This window comes from Moraxella sp. CTOTU48268 (assembly GCF_032069585.1).
GTDB lineage: Bacteria > Pseudomonadota > Gammaproteobacteria > Pseudomonadales > Moraxellaceae > Faucicola > Faucicola cinerea.
The window spans coordinates 1-17,762 of the sequence record NZ_DAMALV010000012.1 but is presented as its reverse complement, the minus strand read 5'-3'; the positions used below and the strand labels follow the sequence as shown (position 1 = coordinate 17,762).

The following is a 17,762-nucleotide window of genomic DNA, read 5'->3' as shown; positions in this document are numbered from 1 at the left end:
TGTCACACTCATTCATTGATGGCATTTATGGCAATTATTTATGGCAATCATGCGTAGCGTCTTTGCCGTAACATTTCATACAGACACAGTGACCCTGCTATCGCCACGTTTAGGCTTTCTTGACCATTGGGCTGGGGTAGGGCAATCGGGGCAGATTGACTAAGTAACCTTTCATCGACGCCTTGTCCTTCATGCCCCATAATCAAGGCTAACGGTTGTCTCAAATCGGTCTGATAAATAATATGATCGGTATGTGAGCTCGTGGCAAACATCGGCACTTTGACCTTCATCAAAATCTCATCTACGCTGATGCCTTCAAAAATCGTTAAACTAAAATTTGCCCCCATACCCGCTCGCAAGGTTTTGGGCGACCACGCCGATGCTGTGCCCATCGTACAGACAATGGTTTTAATTCCCACCGCTGAAGCGGTGCGAAATAGTGTACCCAAATTGCCATTATCCTGCACGCCATTGATAATTAAGCAGTCGCTGGTGATGGGCTGATTAAAGTCTAAATGCGGCATGTCAATCATCGCCATGATGGGCAGGCTCTCGCCCAGCGTGCGAATCTCTTTATACAGATTATCGCTAACCGTTAACGTTTTTACCTGGTTAAGCCGACCGAGCAGGGCGTTGATTTCGTCATTGTGCAAACCACTTTCACTGACAATCACGGTCTCGGGCGTGAGATTGGCGTTTAGGTACGCTTCAAGCAAATGCGTGCCTTCAATCACGGTTTTGCCCAGTTTTTTACGCTGGCGAGACCCTGTGAGTAGGGCATGGACAGTTTTAATAGTTGGGTTGTCTTTTGAAGTGATAAGCATTATTTGACTTCTTCATGCAGCTTTTTGACATACTCAACTTCGTTTTTTGCCCCCAGTACCACAGGCACGCGTTGGTGGATACTGGTCGGCTCGATATCCAAAATACGGTTAGTGGCATCGGTACTCAAACCCCCTGCTTGTTCAATGAGTAAGCTCATCGGATTGGCTTCATACATCAGACGCAGTTTACCCGGTTTATCAGGGTGTTTGGTGTCAAATGGATAGCTAAAAATTCCCCCACGGCACAAAATACGGTGAATATCGCCCACCATCGCCGCCACCCAGCGCATATTAAAGTCTTTACCACGCACGCCAGTTTTACCCGCCGTAAACTCGTCAATATAACGCTGCATTGGTGGCAACCAATAGCGATAGTTGGAGGCGTTAATCGCATACTCATTGGTATCTGGGCTAATTTGCACTTGGTCTTTGATTTGCACAAACGCTTTGGTATCTGGGTCAAGACTAAACATGGCCACACCCTTGCCAAGCGTGATTGACATCACAGTTGAGGTGCCATACAAAATATAACCCGATGCCAACTGCGCCGTCCCTTTTTGCAAAAAGTCCTCATCCGTCGCAGGGTGACCTTGGTTGTTGTAAGGTAAAATCGAGAAAATTGTACCGACTGCCATATTAATATCGATATTAGATGAGCCATCAAGCGGGTCAAAGAGTACCAACAGTTCGCCATCTTGATTGGCAGGGGTGGCGTTATCTAATTCTTCCGAGGCCACACCCGCGCAATGCGGATTGCTGCTCAAAGCGTCTAGCAACAAATCATTGGCAATGACATCGAGTTTTTTTTGCTCTTCGCCCTGCACGTTTTGGTTACCCGCTTCGCCCAAAATATCTGCGAGCGCGCCGCGTTTGAGCAAGTCGCTGATTTGAATGCCGACTTTGGTAATGGTGGTAATGATGTCGGCAACGGCAGGTTGGGCGTTTTGCGCGGCAAGATAAGTTTCAAGATTTGACATAGTAGACCTTATTATAAAATTATAAATTAACAACCTAAGCCAATTACGTACGATGAGACAAGATACGATTAGGCAGGGTGAATTTAGACCTCATGAATTAAAAAAAATATAGACAATTTGCCGCAAATTGTAGCACTTTTTGACCCGTCTTATCAGCGATAATCGCAAAATATTGGCGTATTTATTCCAGCCGATTTACGGTAAAATAGGCAAAATTTATACAAATAACAACAAATCTAGGTGGCTGATGAATATTTTAAACACCCAAACCTTATCCAACGAAGCGCTACAGAGCAAGCTTGATCAGGCGATGGCAAAGCCAGAACTGACCGAAACAGGTGATTTGCGGCATTTTATCGGCGTAGAAGGATTATCCAAAGCCCAGCTGATGGCCATCATCGAAAAAGCCAATGGTTACTTAACTGACAATGCCGGTCGCCCCAACAGCATTCGCAATAGTGGTGAGCTTGAAGGCTGTACGGTGATGAATTTGTTCTTTGAAAACTCTACCCGTACCCGCACCACCTTTGATGTGGCTGCCAAACGCCTTGGCGCCAGTGTCATCAGTATCGATATTGCCAAATCTAGCACCCAAAAAGGCGAAAGTTTACGGGATACGCTGTGGAATCTTGAAGCCATGACAGCGGATATCTTTGTGGTGCGTCATTCATCGAGTGGCGCCGCGCACTTTATGGCAACCGAAGTCACCCCAAATATTGCCATTATCAACGGTGGTGACGGCTGGCACGCGCATCCGACCCAAGCCATGCTCGATATGCTCACGATTTATCGTGAAGCGCCAAGACCGTTTGAGGAATTAACGGTAGCGATTATCGGCGATATCAAGCATAGCCGCGTTGCCCGTTCGGACATTGCGGCGCTCAAAACCTTGGGAGTTAAAGAAATTCGCGTCGTGGCGCCCAAGACATTATTACCAAAAGGCATTGAGCGTTATGGTGTCAGTGTCTATAACGATTTGGACGCGGCGGTGGTTGACTGTGATGTCATCATTGGTCTACGTATTCAAAATGAGCGTATTGGCTCACCTTTATTGCCATCGACATCCGAGTATTTTAAAGCCTATGGCATTACCACCGAACGCCTTGCCCTTGCCAAACCTGACGCGCTTGTCATGCACCCAGGACCGATGAATCGCGGCGTTGAAATCTCATCAAGTGTTGCCGATGGCGAGCAATCGGTGATTTTAAAACAAGTCAATAACGGCATTGCGGTACGTATGGCGGTGTTGGCACTGGCTATGCAAGGGCAACGTGCCGCACGCAGCGCATCTTAAATTTAGCGAAAAAAATGACAAAGTAGGCAAAACCAAAGTAGGCAAAACCATGACGCTTCAAAATCTTTTACCTGCCAACTGGCAATTTGATACCACGCAGCTTAACCCTATCGACAGCGATGGCAAATGGCTATTACCGCCGCTGGTGGATTTATGTGCGCGCCTGCGTGAACCTGGGCACCAGTCGCATGGCACATTAAAATCAGAAGGCGCCGCGGCTCGAAAAAACGGTTTTTTGCATGTCGTTATACCACCTGATACCAATCCCGTGCTTGAGAACGGCTCATTACTGGCAGGCTTGCGAGAGCGGGCTTATCAAGATGGTGGTATTCATCTGCATGTGTTAGGGGCGATGACCGCAGGTCTTGAAGGTGAAAAACCCGCCAATATGCTTGGGCTAAAGCAAGGTGGCATCATCGGGGTCAGCAATGCTCGTCGCAAATTCGCCAATGATGACGTACTACTGCAAGCCCTTGATTATGCAGCGACTTATGACATCAAAGTATTTTTTTACCCTGATGAACCCAGTTTATCCAAAAACGGCGTCGCCCATGATGGCTATATTGCATCTTATCACGGCTTGGCAGGGATTCCTTGGATTGCTGAAACGGTGGCGTTATCCAAGCAGCTGTTGATTGTTGAAGAAACAGGCGTATCGGCACATTTTGGTCAGCTGACCACCAAATCATCGATTGATTTGATTCGCTGGGCGAAACAAAGGGGCTTGCCGGTGACCTGTGATGTGGCAATGCACCAATTACATTTAACCGATGATGCCTTGATTGGTTTTAATGCTTTGGCGTATGTGTTGCCGCCCCTGCGTTCCAATACAGACAAAAAAGCGCTGCAAGAGGGCTTGCAAGATGGCACTATCGATGCAATTTGTAGCCACCATGAGCCATTGGCAAAAACCGCTAAACAAGCGCCATTTGCGGAGTGTAAACCCGGTATTAGCAATTTTGATACTTTTATGGGGCTAGCCTGTCAATTGGTCAAAGAAGGTATTTTAACCCCAGAGCAGCTAGTAGAAAAAATCGCACTCAATCCTGCAAAAATTGCTGGAATTGAAGCTAGCTATCACCAAACGGGCGGGGCGGTGCTGGTTGACCCTAGCCTGACTTGGACGGTAACTAAAGAATCGATGATATCGCAAGGCAAAAATACGCCATTTATCAATAGCGAACTGACAGGGAAAGTCGAGCAAGTCTATTTTTAGGCTTGTTTGAAGCTTGTTTTAAGTTTGTTTCAAGATTGGATACGGTAATGAATCATGCCAAAGGCGTTTAAGCAGATAGCCCCGCCAGTCCCTAATAGGCATCACCCCAAGAACGCCATCATCATGGTCTCTATCTATGAGCTAGTAAAAGGATTGGTAGCGCTAGGGGTGGCGGCTATTATTTTTGTAGGGCATGATAAATTGCAATGGATTGCGCGGGTGGTTTCACAGGCGCTGCATCGTATCATGGGTATGGCACTGCACCACCAAATAGAAGCGCTGAATCACTATGCTTGGGTCGCCAACCAAAATTGGCAAAAAGCCTTTTGGATAGTCGTGGGCTATGCGCTGCTGCGTTTTGTGGAAACCTACGGCCTTTATCGAGATAAGATATGGGCGTATTGGTATAGTGTTTTAGGCTATGGTGTGTTTTTGCCGATTGAGGTTTATGAGCTGTTTAGCCATCGGTTTAATTGGCTTAACTTTTTGATACTACTAGTGAATGTCGTCATTGTGGTGGTGGTCTATCGCAATATGCACGCCAAAGGGTTATTGGGTAAAAAGATGACACAGGCTTAAGCTATTGATAAAAAAAGGGATAAAAAAAGGGCAGACTCTGCCCTTTTTTACTCGCCAAACTAGCTGTCTGGTCTAGCTATCTGGTTTATCTTTTTCGGTAATGATACGCGGGGATTTTTTGCTCGCATTGGCTGCAATTTTTGATTTGATAAAATTAAAAGGATTGTACGGGCTATCGAGTACGCTAGCCGGTACAATCTGACGAATTTTAGCCATTACCGCTGTATTATCACCTTTCGCTTTGTCCTCATCCGCTAGGATTTTTGACTCGACTGTTTGGGTGGTGGTAATTTCATTGCTAAAACTCGTGTCGTCTAGGTTACTGATGTCCCAATGCATATTGTCAAAATTATTGGCATTTAAATAATTATCAATCGCAAATTTATGCTCATCTGTCGCATTGCCACTTTGTGTGGATGAGGGCGTCGCTTTATTTTCGCCATGACGGTCGTATTCACTGTTACTTTCTTCAAGCGTTTTTAGTGGACGTTTATCATCTCTCTCATCATTTGACAAGCGTGTCTGATTATCATGAGCTCGCTTAGCAACTGATGATTCATGTGATAATTCATCCGATAACTCATCGTTATTTAGGGCATTAAAATCACGCGGTTGACTCGATAAGCTACCTTGACCTTTAAAATCAAGCGTACCATCAAAGCCAGTCGCTTGCTCGGCGTCAGTTTCTTTGATGCGTTTATCTTCATTGACCACGTCACTGACTTGACCGCCTGATAGCCCTGAGCCTTCACGTTGACCCGCTAGTTTGTTGCCTTTACCTTTATCTTTTTTTCCTGTATCTGGCTCGATGTCTTCGGCATTTGGGGTCTGACGCGGTGCAATACTGTCAAAAATACTTGCCATCGACACATCAAAATTATATTTGAGCATGGCTTCACCACGGGCTAAGGTATTAATCCATTGCACAGTCCAAGGCGCGTTATTTTTAAGTTTTCGCAAATCCTTTTCATGCGGTAAAGGATAGGGCATATTTTGATAAAAATCCCAAAAACTATAATCATCGAGCGAGCGTTTAAGGACATATTCATCTTTGTCACTGGTGGTGATGAGATTGTTATCTTGTAAAAAGCTAATATAAGTGTACCAATTTGGCATCTCTTGGCGACCTAGCACATCACGCAGACCGGCTTCGGTGACGACATTGCCTTTTTTATGCTCACGGTATAACACATTTAGCATATCCATCAAGCTAAACAAGGCGTGACGGGGGAAGATTTCTTTGGTCTCAAAAATGGTCAAACAGTAGCTGATTTGCACGCCAAGCAGAATAATATTCCAAGAAATATAAATCCAAAGTAAGAACAACGGCAAAATCGCAAACGCCCCATACACCGCTTTATAACTGGTAAAGTTGTCGACAATTGCGCCAAAGGTGAGTTTTAAGATTTCAAAGATAATCCCAACCACGACACCTGCAACCAACGCATGTTTAAAACGTACTTGGCAGCGTGGTACAAACCAATACATGGCCACCAGACCCATCAGCATAATTGCAATGGAGCCGATTTGTACCCAAATCGCCCAGTCAATCCCATAACCACCAATTTTTTGATTTAAAAAACTTAGACTTTGAACGGTACTTGAAATGATCATGACGATGGCAAGCACAATAGGCAACAGGGTAATAATCACCCAATAACGCACAAGATTGAGCCAGCTGGTCTCTTTTTTTTCAACGCGCCAAATTTGGTTAAACGCGGTTTCAATCGTCATTAAAGTGGAAATGGTGGTAAAAAATAAGATACCCACACCGATGATGGTTAAATTGGAGGAATTACTGGTAAATTGGTTAAGATACTTGGTGACCTGTAATCCCGTACTGGGCAAAATATTGCTAAATATCAAGTTTTGAAGCTGCTCACGCGCTTCTGCCAACTGCGGGATGGTGGAGAGAATCACCACCAACAAGGTTAAAATTGGCACAATAGACAGCAGCGTGGTATAAGTCAATAACGCAGCTTTTTGGCTACAATTATCATCGATAAAATTTTTGATAAGGTACATCAAAAACTGCACCCATTTATGTTTAAAAATGGATAATTTTTTTAGTTTGGCAATGAGTTCATTCATAATAGTTCTTATTGATAAAAAATTTCAAAGTTTGACCATCAAATTGGCGAAAAAGGCAGTGATTGTATGGCAGTATGGTATCATATTCAAAAAAATTGTTTATTGAATTACTGTGAACAGTTTTGGTGTTTTGCAATTGGCAATCTGGCTAGTAGATTGCCTTGTCCCTGCCATCAAAATTCATCCATCAAAATTTATTCACCCAAACTAGCTTGACGTAACAATTATCAAAATTGATGTGAGAAAAAACCATGAGTCAACCTTATATTTTAGTCTTGTACTACAGCCAAAATGGCTCTACCAAAGATTTGGCATATCTGGTCGCACAAGGCATTGAAGATAGTGGCACAGGCATAGCCGCTCGGATTCGCACGGTACCCAAGGTCAGTAGCGAGACTGAAAAAGTTGCGCCAAGTATTCCTGATGAAGGTGACCTGTACGCCACCATGGATGACTTAAAAAACTGTGTGGGACTGGCACTCGGCAGCCCCACCCATTTTGGCAATATGGCAGCATCGATGAAGTATTTTTGGGATAATAGCGTCACAATTTGGCTCGCGGGGGATTTGCAAAACAAACCGGCATCTGTATTTACCAGTACGGGCACCATGCACGGTGGGCAGGAGACGACTTTGACTAGCATGATGACGCCGCTACTGCATCATGGTATGGTGATTGTGGGAATTTCGTACAGTGAGCCTGCGCTCAATACCACGAGCCAAGGTGGAAGCCCGTATGGTGCAAGCCATGTCAGTGGCGCAAAGCATGACCACATCATGAGCGCAGACGAAAAAACGTTAGCCATCGCGCAGGGCAAACGTCTAGCCAAAATTGCCAAGGCATTACAAGCATTATGAGAAAACAAGCGTTATGAGAAAAAAAGACCCGCACTCACTATCTGCGCCCAAACCCGTATATCCCATCCACCGACGCTTAACCATAGTATGGTGGGTTTGGCTGGGGTTTCGATTGCTGGCAGTACCGTTATTGACGCATTGGTTGGCAAGTGCAAAGCCTGCTATAGTCGGCGGAATTGCTTGGCAAGCTCTGTGGTTGATACCCGCGCTATTATCAACGCCTTATATCGTGAAAGGCAAAAGCCCATACGCGCTATTGCTGCTAAGTATGCTCACTTTTGTATATTTGGGCGGCAGTGGTATGGTTGCACTAAAATACGGCTATCAAACGCATTGGGGGTTGATGACTGTGTGGTTGGTGGATTTTGTTTTGCTAGGATGGGTCAATTACTGGCTATTTATTTTGTTAAAACGACTGCCAAAGATGAATGGCTAATTGCCAAAAGAGCGTACCCAGCCAGGTACGCTTTTTTTATGCTAAAAAATTATGCTAAAACATCGTTAGGCCAACACATCATTTAGCCATTTACCGATAATTTTGAGTTGCGGCATACATACTTGGTGCGCCATCGGATAGCTGTAAAACTGCGGCTGATAACCTTTTGACTCAAGCCATGCTTTGGCTTCTTGCCCAAGCTGTACTGGGACGACAGGGTCGTGTGTTCCATGATGAATGGCAATGTTTAGATTTTTATTGGCATCACTTAAAACTAGGCTGTCTTTGGTTGCTAAATAAGTCGATAGGGTTAACAGTCCGGCTAATGGTTTGTCATAGGTGAGTGCCGTCTGATACGCCACCGCACCACCTTGTGAAAATCCTGCAATCACTATACGCTCAGGCGATACACCGCGCTCGGCTTCACGCTTGATTAATTCTCCAATCGAGCGAGCGGATTGTTCAATCTGTGCCGTGTCGATTTTGCGCTCAAGCGACATTTCTAAAATATCGTACCACGCTGGCATCACATAACCTTGGTTAATGGTTACAGGAATGGCGGGGGCATGGGGAAATACAAACCGTATGCCATGGTTGCCATCGAGTCCCAAGTCAGGGACGACCGGCTCAAAGTCATGACCATTTGCGCCCAGTCCATGTAGCCAAATCACCGCTCTATCAACCGGCAGATTGTTGGGATTGTGAATGACTTCAACGGTTTTTAATAAACTCATAAATTCTCCTTTGATATGAAACTAGCAAATATCATAAAAATTAATTGTCATAAAAATAATTAACCGATAGCTTAAAAATAGGGATAACGCTTGATTTTAGCTTATTCATACCACATTATCTAGGCAATGTTTACCATAAGAATAGCCTAAGTGAATGAAAGAACTTATATCGACTGCTGTACCATTAAATGACCCTCAACTAGACAAGCCCCAAACAGACAAGCCCCATGGTGTAAAATTACCGGTCATGGCAAAAGACAGCTATTATCTGTCACGCCTTGCCCAACAGTTAAAACAAATCAAAGACAAAGAAAGCGAAGACTATACGTCAAGATTTGACCGCTACCAAAAACAACTCAAACACTCGCAAGACAGGGTGCAAAGCCGTATCGCCAGTATACCAACCATACATCTAAACGAAGACTTGCCTGTCAGCCAACAAGCCGATAGACTCATCAAAGCCATCCAAGACCACCAAGTCATCATCGTGGCAGGGGAGACAGGCTCAGGCAAAACCACCCAATTACCTAAGATTGCCATGCTCGCAGGGCGAGGGGTAACAGGGCAAATCGGACATACCCAACCAAGACGATTAGCGGCGCGTAGTGTGGCAAATCGCATTGCTGAAGAACTAGGGGAAACGCTCGGACAGACAGTCAGCTTCAAAGTGCGTTTTACTGAGCAAGGCTCATCGGATTCTATTGTCAAACTGATGACCGACGGTATTTTGCTTGCCGAAATGGCGCATGACAAGTTTTTGAGCCGCTATGATACCATTATCATTGATGAAGCCCACGAGCGCAGTCTTAACATTGACTTTATCATGGGTTATCTCAAGCGTCTATTGCCAAAACGTCCCGATTTAAAGGTGATTATCACATCGGCAACGCTCGACACAGCAAGGTTTAGCCAATATTTTTCTAGCATTGATGGTAAAACCAAACAAGCGATGCCCGCGCCTGTGTTTGTGGTTGAAGGTCGTAGTTATCCCGTGGAAGTGCGCTACCGTCCGTTGACGGAGGAGATTGTCACAGGTTCGGATGATGACAGCTTTGACGATGTCGAAGAAAATTTGCCGCGAGCGATTACCGCAGCGGTGGAAGAGTGCTACCAAGACGCTGCCAGCAAAGGGCATGCTGACCAAGCGGATATTTTGATTTTTGCGGCGACAGAAGCACAAATTCATGATTTGGCAGATATTTTAAACCAATATGCGCCCCGTCATACCCAGATTTTGCCGTTATTTGCCCGTCAAAGTTTTGCCGAGCAACAGCAGATTTTTCACCCGACAGGCGGACGTCGCATTATCATCGCCACCAACGTTGCCGAAACCGCCTTGACTGTGCCCAATATCCGCTACGTCATTGATTTGGGATTTGCTCGGATGTCACGCTATGACTATCGCTCGCGGGTACAAAGACTGCCGATTGAAGCGATTAGCCAAGCTGCCGCCAATCAACGAAAAGGTCGCTGTGGACGTATCGCGGCAGGCGTGTGTATCCGTTTATATTCAGAGGAAGACTTTACCAGCCGTCCGGAATTTACCGAGCCTGAAATTCTGCGTACCAACTTGGCGTCGGTGATTTTGCAAATGGCAAACTTGGGTCTGGGCGACGTAGAAAACTTTGACTTTATCCAGCCCCCTGACAATCGACTGGTCAATGATGGGCGTAAACTATTAGAAGAATTGGGTGCGATTGCCACTAAAATGCCTGAAAATAGCCTAAGCACATATAATAACAATAGCAAAGGTCAATCCAAACGCCATCCCAATCAACTCACCAAAGTCGGTCAAATGATGGCAAAAATGCCTATAGACCCTCGTTTGGCACGTATGCTGATTGCAGGTGAACAATATGGTTGTCTCAAAGAGCTATTGGTGATTGTATCGGGCTTGTCAGTTCAAGACCCTCGAGAACGCCCGAGCGATAAGCAAACCCAAGCCGACCAAAAACACGCATTATTTCGCCAAGCCGACAGCGATTTTTTATTTTATCTCAGTCTTTGGCAGGCAATTCATGGGGCTTTATTTAAAAGCAGTGGATTTAAAAGTAGTGAATTTAAAAACAGTGATCTTGACCGTCAAAAAAATGAAATACTAGACGATGAAGCCACGCCAATCGCGCAAAGCCCGTATGAAAACGACAAATTAACCAACAGCCAACGTAAAAGCTTTGCCAAAAAACATTTTTTAAGCTCGCCGCGTTTACGTGAATGGCAACAAACCCATAGCCAGTTGCTGCAAATGGTGGATGGTTTAAAATTAACAATCAACCAAGAGCCAGCCAGTTATGTGCCTATTCACCGAGCGTTGCTCACAGGTCTGCTGTCGTTTATTGCCCAAAAAGTCAATGACGTCGACAAAAGCGGCAAGCTAATCAAAGCCAAACGCGGCGAGTATGTCACCGCGCGTCAGCACAAAGCCAAGATTTTTCCTGCCAGTACTTTGTTCAAACAAAATCCGCTATGGGTGATGGCGTTTGAGGTGGTTGAGACCTCGCAGGTGTTTATGCGTACTGCTGCCAAAATCGAGCCAGAGTGGATCTTGGCGATGGCCGGGGATTTGCTCAAATACCATTATTTTGAGCCGCATTGGTCAGCCAAAACGGGGCATGTCAAGGCATACGCCCAAATCAGCTTGTTTGGTCTGATTGTGGTACACAAACAATTGATGAATTATGAGCGGGTCAACCTTAGCGAGTCTCGAGAAATCTTTTTGCGAGATGCCTTGGTGTTGGGCAATCTAAATGCCCCGTCCACAGGCGATGGTAAAAAGGGCAAATTGCCGCCATTTTTGCAGCATAATATAGATAAAGTCGCTGATGTTTCCTTGATTGAAGATAAGCTGCGACGTCGAGACTTGCTGGTTGATGAAGAGCAATTATACGACTTTTATGCCAAGCGAGTGCCTGAGCATATCGCTAGCCGTAAAGTATTTGAAGATTGGCGAAAAGAGGTAGAAAAAACGGAGCCACAGTTTTTATTTTTTAGTGATAAAGATGTACTCAACGAACAAGCACCCGCTACCCAAGCTTTCCCAGAAACGTGGCAACTGGGTAATCTGAAACTACCCCTGTCGTATATTTTTGACCCGACCAGCGACGATGATGGCGTGACCATTAAAGTCCCGCTTGTTGCCTTACCACAGGTTGATGCGGTTGAATTATTATGGGGTATTGCAGGGTGGCGCTATGAGCTGGTTTTGCAGCTATTAAAGACGTTGCCAAAAGATATTCGCCGTCAAATTGTGCCCGTGCCCGATACCGCCAAACAAATTTTTGACACGCTTGAAAAAAACCACCATGGTGGACTGCTAAAGCAACTGTGCCAAGCCTTGAACCAGCGCGGCGTGCGTGGCGCAAACAATCAATTTGTCGAGCCAAAAGACTTTAACCCAAGCGAGGTTGAAACCTATTTGCAGCCACAAATTGCGCTGGTCGATGACAAAAACCGCCTGATTGAAAAAGGGCGAGATATTGACGCATTAAAACTGCGTCATCAAGTCACCACAAGTCAAGCCGTTGCCAGTGGTAAAGGCGTACATAGCGAGTTTCCAGAGCATTTTAACTTTATGCAAAACCGCCACAGTGCAGGCGTGATGATCAAGCAGTTTTCGGCATTGGTTGCTGATGGACAGCCAAGCTATAGCGATAAAAAGGCTGTGTCTATTCAGCAATTTACCGATGTCAGTGTGGCACTCAACAAACACCGTCAAGGCTTACTTGCTTTAATCGGCAATGAATTAGGCGCAAAAGCCAGACAGCTTACCAGCCAAATTGATAAAAACTTTAAACTTGCCTTTGCGCCGCTTGGTGAGCTTGATAGACTCAAAGATTTGCTGATTCATGCCACGCTTGATGCCACTTTTGAAAAATTTGTTGCAGAGTTTAACCATGAAAAATTCACGGCAGGGATTCATGATAAAGAGTTGGTGATTGCCATCAATCAGTTGCCTTTGACCTTGGATGAATTTAACCAAGCCAAAGCCGTGGTGCTTGCCAATTTCTTGAGCGTTGGGCAAAGTGTATTAGTTCAGCTAAAATCAGTGTATGAGCAGTGGCAGCAAGTTCGCCAAAAACTGCTGTTACTTGACCGTGATATTTTTGAAGAAAGTATTGAAGATATCGAAGACCAGCTCGATGATTTGAGTTTGTCGGACTTTGTGTATCGCATGAGTTATCAAGATTGGCAGCAATATCCGCGTTATTTGCAGGCGTTGTTGGTGCGACTTGATAGGCTTGAGCACAATTTGGATGCCGATCTTGATGCCGTGTATCAGCTTGATAAACACATGGAGAGGCTATCTGTTAAGGGTAATGATGAGACAATTATGCCGTATCGTTGGTTGGTTGAGGAGTTTCGGATTCAGCTGTTTGCCCAGCCGATGAAAACCCGCGTACCTGTATCAGATAAACGCCTAGAAAAATTGTGGGATGAGTTGAATATTTAACAAAAAAATCCGTCAAACTTTGGCGGATTTTTTATAAAATATTGATTTAAAATAATTTTTTATAAAGTCTGATTGAACTAAAATCATGATCAATAGTGTTTTTGCAGGGTATGGTTCATATTGAGTAGTCATGATGGGGAATGCTACAGTTGATAGGGATTTTACGAACAATGGGTTATGAACAATAGATTGATTTTTTTAGCATTTGAAATTTTTACCTATACAGTTAATTTGATTCGATGAAAAATTAAAAAGTTGATTTGGTAAAAACAGCAAAACTTAGTAAAATAGTCAGATTAAATTTTTTAAAAGTGAAAGTCATGCCAAGCCAACCGCAAGTTTTTAATCCCCAGTCTACCACTAAACCTGCCACCCACCACCAAGCCAATCATAATGAAAACCGTACTTTAGGTCAAAGCGCTAGCCAAACGGTGCACCAACTGACTCAAGATATAGCAACGACAAAAGCGCCTAAGATTGGTTTTGTGTCGCTTGGCTGCCCCAAAGCCTTGGTGGATAGCGAGCGCATTATCACCGAGCTTAGCCGTGATGGCTACCAAGTCGCCAGTGACTATGATGGCGCAGACTTGGTGGTGGTCAATACTTGCGGCTTTATCGAATCTGCGGTGCAAGAATCGCTTGACGCCATTGGTGAGGCGATTACCAAAAACGGCAAGGTGATTGTCACCGGTTGCCTTGGCAAAGATGCCGAAAAAATCAAAACCATGCACCCAGCCGTGCTTGCGGTTACTGGCGCACATGCCTATGAAGAAGTCGTCAATGCCGTGTCGCATTATGTGCCAAAACCTGCGCCATCAAAAACGTACGACCCAAAAATCGACCTAATCAATGATGCAGGTATTAAGCTTACGCCAAAACATTATGCTTATGTCAAAATATCCGAAGGCTGTAACCACCGTTGCACATTTTGTATTATCCCAAGCTTTCGTGGTGACCTCGTTAGTCGCCCGATTGACAGTATCATGACTGAAGCGGCTGCGCTCAAAAACGCAGGCGTCAAAGAGCTATTAATCATCTCGCAAGATACCTCAGCCTATGGCGTAGATCTTAAATATAAAACCAGTTTTTGGAATGGCATGCCCATCAAATCCAAATTTTACGATATGTGCGAGGCACTCAATCGTCTGGGCATTTGGGTGCGTTTGCATTACATCTATCCTTACCCGCATGTCGATGCTGTGGTCAAACTGATGAGTGAGGACAAGCTACTGCCATATCTTGATATCCCATTCCAACATGCCAGCCCCAATGTGCTCAAAGCTATGAAGCGCCCCGCGCATAGCGAAAACGTACTGGAGCGCATCAAAACTTGGCGCTCGATTTGCCCCGATATTGTCATTCGTTCCACCTTTGTGGTGGGTTTCCCTGGGGAGACAGAAGAAGATTTTGAATATTTGCTTGACTGGCTCAAAGAGGCGCGATTAGACAGAGTAGGGGCGTTTACCTATTCAGAAATAGAAGGCGCGGCGGCAAACGATTTACCGAACCCTGTGCCAGAAGCTATCAAACAACAACGCTATGAAAGACTGATGGCGCTACAGCAACAAATCAGTGCCGAAAAACTGGCTGAGAAAGTCGGTAAAACCTTAAAAGTGCTGGTGGATGAGATTGATGAAGAAGAAAATATCGCCATTTGCCGTAGCTATGCCGATGCGCCAGAAATTGACGGTCACGTGTATGTAGATAATATTGATGCATCGGTTAAAGTCGGTGAATTTTTGACCGTCACCATTGATGAAGCCAATGAGTATGACCTTTTTGCCAGTTTTACCGGTGAACTGTTATAAGGATAAGGATTGTCATGTCTCAATCAATGTTAGCGTATGGTCTTTTAGGGATTGCGATTGTCAGTGAGGTTACTGGTTCAACTTTTTTGGCAAAATCAGAGGGGTTTAGCAAACCTTTGCCCACTATCATTACCATGATTTGTTTTGGCATTGCTTTTTATCTTCTGTCACAAGTCATAAAAATCATACCACTGGGGATTGCTTATGCCATATGGTCAGGGGTAGGTATTGTGTTGACCGCTATTATTGGGTACTTTATTTTGGGTAACAAACTGGATTTACCCGCCATCGCGGGTATGAGTCTAATTGTACTGGGTGTGATTGTGATTAATCTGTTTTCTCATTCAGCCACGCATTAATCCAGGCATTAATAATCCACGCATTAATATGGTGCCTTGAGTATAGCGACTTGATAGTTTGATGGCTAAAGCCGACTGAATTTTTAAGGTGAGAACAAGGTAAAAATTAAAATGACTGTTGAAATTATCTTTACACTATCTAAAAACCGTTAATTTTGTTAAAATTTCGCCATTTGCATTATTTGCTATCCAACAGCCAACAAGAGGTCAACCATGTCTGATAAAGCTCCCCGTTACCAACGTATTTTGCTCAAACTCTCTGGCGAGGCCCTAGCAGGCAAAAATGATATGGGGATTGATTCAGGCGTATTAGACAACATGAGTCTTGCGATTGCGCACTTGGTAGGATTGGGTGTGCAAGTGGGTATCGTGGTCGGTGGTGGCAACTTGTATCGTGGCGCTGCGCTACAAAAACAAGGCTTGGTGGGCCGTGTCACAGGCGACCAAATGGGTATGCTTGCAACCGTAATGAATGGCTTGGCGATGCGTGACGCCCTAGAGCGCCGTAATATCAAATGCCGTTTGATGTCAGCCTTGCCAATTGGTGAAGTGACTGAAAACTACAGCAGCCGCAACGCTATTCGCTATTTAAAAAATAACGAAGTGTGCGTGTTTGTCGCAGGTACCGGCAATCCATTTTTTACCACGGATACCGCAGCCTGTTTACGTGGCATCGAGATTGAAGCCAATTTAATCCTAAAAGCCACCAAAGTCGATGGCGTGTATAACAAAGACCCAAATACCCATGACGATGCCGTCAAATACGACGAACTCACCTTTGACCAAGTGCTGGATCAAAAGTTGGGGGTGATGGATTTGACTGCAATTGCTTTACTGCGTGAGCATAACGTACCGCTGCAAGTATTTGATATGGCAAAACCCAACTCGCTGCTTCATGTGGTGATGGGCGAGTCAGAAGGCACCAAAGTTATCAATCACTAATTTCTAAATTTGAAATACAGAGTTTTAAAAGGATACAACATGATTAACGATATTAAAAAACAAGGCGAAGATAAAATGAAAAAGGCGATTGAAGCCTTAGAAAATGCCTTTAGCAAATTACGTACAGGCCGTGCCCATCCTGGTATTTTGCAGGGTGTGATGGTGTCTTACTATGGCTCTGAGATGCCACTTAATCAAGTGGCGAGCATCAACGTTGAAGACTCGCGTACCCTGTTAGTGCAGCCTTTTGATCGTAGCATGGTGCAGGCAGTCGACAAAGCAATTCGTGAATCAGATTTGGGTCTTAACCCAATGAGCGCAGAAGTGATTCGGGTACCATTACCCGCATTGACAGAAGAAACCCGTAAAGATATGCAAAAATTGGCACGTCATGAAGCCGAAGAGCGCCGTGTATCTGTGCGTAATGCGCGCCGTGATGCCAACAATGCCTTAAAAGCTTTGGTAAAAGACAAGCAAATCTCAGAAGACGATGAACGCCGCGCCAATGACGACATCCAAAAAATGACCGATAAATACATTGATAGCATTGATAAAATGCTCTCTAGCAAAGAAGCAGAGTTAATGGCCGTTTAATCGTTATTTATCTAATAAAAGAATCAATTAATAAGAAGTAGGTCATGGTTGAGTCAAAGGCAGCAATGCCACAACATATTGCCATCATTATGGATGGCAATAACCGCTATGCCAAAGCACATGGGCTACCAACCGGTGGCGGGCATATTGCCGGCAAAGATAATTTAGACCCTTTGGTTGAGCATTGTATGGATATTGGTATACGTGCATTGACGGTGTTTGCTTTTTCTAGCGAAAATTGGCAGCGCCCAGCCAATGAAGTGGCGCTATTGATGAAGCTGCTTGAGCAAACCGTCCATGACCAATTACCGCGGATGCTGCGTCATCAAATTTCTTTGCGCTTTATCGGCGATAGGGATGCCTTGACGCCGCATTTACGCGCGATTATGCAAGATGCAGAAGAGCAAACTGCCCATTTTACTAAAATGAGTTTGGTGATTGCTATCAGCTACGGCGGTCAGTGGGACATCGTCAATGCCTGCCGCCAAGTCGCCAAACAAGTGGCACAAGGCGCGCTTACTGCTGATGCCATTACCCAAGACGATTTTGCACGGCACCTGTCGCTATCGGATTTACCAGCGGTTGATATGTTAATTCGTAC

The 17,762-nt window shown here is 44.8% G+C and carries 15 protein-coding genes; 11 read left to right on the top strand and 4 right to left on the bottom strand.

What is annotated here, in order from left to right; translation table 11 throughout:
• Positions 1-47: 47 nt before the first annotated feature.
• Positions 48-824, bottom strand: a complete 777-nt coding sequence (locus RT143_RS05995; RefSeq protein ID WP_313091827.1) for a TrmH family RNA methyltransferase — start codon at positions 822-824, stop codon at positions 48-50.
• The gene (locus tag RT143_RS05990; RefSeq protein ID WP_313091826.1) at positions 824-1,801 is read right to left on the bottom strand and encodes a class 1 fructose-bisphosphatase; all 978 of its coding nucleotides are present in this window, start codon (positions 1,799-1,801) and stop codon (positions 824-826) included. Before RT143_RS05990 ends, RT143_RS05995 begins: the two co-directional genes overlap by 1 nt.
• 310 nt (positions 1,802-2,111) lie before the next feature.
• Here RT143_RS05990 and RT143_RS05985 point away from each other — a divergent pair, with 310 nt between their 5' ends.
• From RT143_RS05985 to RT143_RS05975, 3 genes are read left to right on the top strand one after another with little or no spacing between them, the layout of a single operon-like run.
• Positions 2,112-3,095: an aspartate carbamoyltransferase catalytic subunit gene (locus tag RT143_RS05985; RefSeq protein ID WP_409519694.1), complete on the top strand. Its 984-nt coding sequence runs from the start codon at positions 2,112-2,114 to the stop codon at positions 3,093-3,095.
• 49 nt (positions 3,096-3,144) lie between these two features.
• Entirely contained in the window at positions 3,145-4,311 is a 1,167-nt protein-coding gene (locus RT143_RS05980; protein ID WP_313091823.1) for a dihydroorotase, read from the top strand.
• A 54-nt stretch (positions 4,312-4,365) separates the two neighbouring features.
• On the top strand, positions 4,366-4,890 hold the full coding sequence (locus tag RT143_RS05975) for a DUF2127 domain-containing protein (RefSeq protein WP_313091822.1): 525 nt from the start codon (positions 4,366-4,368) through the stop codon (positions 4,888-4,890).
• A gap of 72 nt (positions 4,891-4,962) precedes the next feature.
• On the opposite strand, the gene RT143_RS05970 is transcribed toward RT143_RS05975, so the two are convergent.
• Positions 4,963-6,981, bottom strand: a complete 2,019-nt coding sequence (locus tag RT143_RS05970; RefSeq protein ID WP_313091821.1) for a YihY/virulence factor BrkB family protein — start codon at positions 6,979-6,981, stop codon at positions 4,963-4,965.
• A gap of 251 nt (positions 6,982-7,232) precedes the next feature.
• Between RT143_RS05970 and wrbA the strand changes: the two genes are divergently transcribed.
• Together wrbA and RT143_RS05960 are read left to right on the top strand one after the other, a co-directional pair.
• Positions 7,233-7,838, top strand: coding sequence for an NAD(P)H:quinone oxidoreductase (gene wrbA, locus RT143_RS05965; RefSeq protein WP_096488807.1), 606 nt, complete (start codon positions 7,233-7,235; stop codon positions 7,836-7,838).
• Between the two features lie 13 nt (positions 7,839-7,851).
• Positions 7,852-8,274, top strand: coding sequence for a hypothetical protein (locus RT143_RS05960; RefSeq protein ID WP_313091820.1), 423 nt, complete (start codon positions 7,852-7,854; stop codon positions 8,272-8,274).
• Positions 8,275-8,339: 65 nt separating this feature from the next.
• Here RT143_RS05960 and RT143_RS05955 read toward each other — a convergent pair whose 3' ends face one another.
• Positions 8,340-9,008 carry an alpha/beta hydrolase gene (locus RT143_RS05955; protein ID WP_313091819.1) on the bottom strand — a complete coding sequence of 223 codons (669 nt, stop codon included), beginning with the start codon at positions 9,006-9,008 and terminating at the stop codon, positions 8,340-8,342.
• A 247-nt stretch (positions 9,009-9,255) separates the two neighbouring features.
• Here RT143_RS05955 and hrpA point away from each other — a divergent pair, with 247 nt between their 5' ends.
• From hrpA to uppS, 6 genes are all read left to right on the top strand, one after another.
• Complete coding sequence (gene hrpA, locus RT143_RS05950) at positions 9,256-13,458, top strand: ATP-dependent RNA helicase HrpA (protein ID WP_313091876.1); 4,203 nt, start codon at positions 9,256-9,258, stop codon at positions 13,456-13,458.
• A 320-nt stretch (positions 13,459-13,778) separates the two neighbouring features.
• Positions 13,779-15,266 (top strand): 30S ribosomal protein S12 methylthiotransferase RimO, encoded by a 1,488-nt coding sequence (rimO, locus tag RT143_RS05945; protein ID WP_313091818.1) that lies wholly within the window; start codon positions 13,779-13,781, stop codon positions 15,264-15,266.
• A 14-nt stretch (positions 15,267-15,280) separates the two neighbouring features.
• Positions 15,281-15,625: an SMR family transporter gene (locus RT143_RS05940; RefSeq protein ID WP_313091816.1), complete on the top strand. Its 345-nt coding sequence runs from the start codon at positions 15,281-15,283 to the stop codon at positions 15,623-15,625.
• A gap of 213 nt (positions 15,626-15,838) precedes the next feature.
• Entirely contained in the window at positions 15,839-16,567 is a 729-nt protein-coding gene (gene pyrH, locus RT143_RS05935) for a UMP kinase (protein ID WP_313091814.1), read from the top strand.
• Positions 16,568-16,606: 39 nt separating this feature from the next.
• On the top strand, positions 16,607-17,161 hold the full coding sequence (gene frr, locus RT143_RS05930) for a ribosome recycling factor (RefSeq protein WP_007116803.1): 555 nt from the start codon (positions 16,607-16,609) through the stop codon (positions 17,159-17,161).
• A 44-nt stretch (positions 17,162-17,205) separates the two neighbouring features.
• Positions 17,206-17,762, top strand: a 557-nt coding sequence (gene uppS, locus RT143_RS05925; RefSeq protein ID WP_313091812.1) for a polyprenyl diphosphate synthase, incomplete at its 3' end; no start/stop codon positions are given.